We start from the raw sequence: 1330 nt of genomic DNA, 5'->3' as shown, positions 1-1330 counted from the left end.
CCGCCCAGTTCTTTTCAAGCTGGTTCCCCCACAACACAAGGGTCGGCATTGCCAGTGTCGTATCGAGGAACTTCGCCACGGTTGCAAACCTGTCGAACGGCCATCGTTTGCATGGCCAGGCTGCTCCCGGATTGATCACAGCAAATCGACCGTTTAGGCCCAGATCGAGCAGAGTCCGCTCCGCCCATGTGGCTTCTTCACGCGTTTGGGTCAGTTTGAACTCCGCGCTGGTGGATTGAATACCCAGAACTCGCAGAAGGCTCAGGAAGATGTCCACCACGTGGGTCCCCTGAGCCGGCACCCGATGTGTCGCGAGCCAGGGAGCCAGTTCCCTCCCTTGAGGACGGGCGAACCCCACACGAAATCGTGCCCCGCTCAGCCAGGCCAGAAACGCGCTTTTGGAAAGGCTCTGCACGTCTAGAGCCACATCGAAAGCCCATTCCCGTAGTGTTTGCCGAATGCGTCGGACGTGTTGCCAGGATCTGTACCACCTTTTGGGCACCGTGATTATCTCATCGACCGCTGGATGACCGGCTAGAATCGGGGCATTCCGCTCTTCCACGATCCACGCGATTTTGGCCTGGGGAAAGTGCTCGCGAAGAGCAGAAGCCACCGGGAGTGTAAGCACGACGTCGCCCAGCGCGCTCAGACGGACGATCAAAAACCGGGCTGTCGGACCAACCTCCAGGAGTGGGGATGACAGATTCGACACGACTGACCTCCTGTGACTCTCCGGCCATTTGTATGGCCTGACCGCTCTCAGCCCACCGATGCGTTAAAATAGCGACAATCGTCCCTGGTCATTCCGGACCCAATTCCTCGGCCTTGTTCCAACTCTTAACGACTCCGCAGGTAAGAAAATGGCGAAGGTTTTCATCACAGGTGGAACAGGATTCGTAGGCTATCACCTCGTGAAAGCACTCTCGGAACGCAGTCATGAGGTCGTGTGCCTCATCCGAGCAACTTCCCGCACCGGTCCCCTGGAACCGTTCGGTGTTCGGTTTCACCCGGGCAACTTGCACGATGTGGAAAGCTTAGTCCCGGCGCTGAAAGGCGTCCAGATCGTTTACCATTTGGCGGGAACGACAAAAGCTCTCAAAGTCGATCAGTTTTTCCAGGTTAACGAGAAGGGAACCGAGAGCCTTCTGGAAGCCTGCCGGCGTGTGTCTCCACCCCCTGTCGTCGTGATTGTCTCGACCCTGGCAGCGGCAGGTCCGGTGAAGAAAGCGGGTGAGCCCCACCGCGAGGGTAATCCATCGCACCCTGTCTCGTGGTACGGAAAAAGCAAGCGGGCGGGGGAACTGGTCGCCGAGAAATACGCGGGGGAAAT

2 protein-coding genes are annotated in these 1330 nt (G+C 58.1%); one reads left to right on the top strand and one right to left on the bottom strand.

From position 1 onward, the window contains the following. Nucleotides 1-712: glycosyltransferase family 9 protein (locus H5U08_RS19020; protein ID WP_297036804.1), on the bottom strand; the 712-nt coding region annotated here is incomplete at its 3' end. A gap of 148 nt (nucleotides 713-860) precedes the next feature. On the opposite strand from H5U08_RS19020, the gene H5U08_RS19015 reads away from it, so the two are divergent. After that, the coding region (locus H5U08_RS19015) for an NAD-dependent epimerase/dehydratase family protein (RefSeq protein ID WP_297036802.1) at nucleotides 861-1330 on the top strand (470 nt) is incomplete at its 3' end.

It is taken from the genome of Thermogutta sp. (genome assembly GCF_014359955.1).
Classification (GTDB): Bacteria; Planctomycetota; Planctomycetia; order Pirellulales; family Thermoguttaceae; genus Thermogutta.
Note: the sequence above shows the minus strand (reverse complement) of the source record. Positions and strands in the feature narration are given on the sequence as shown.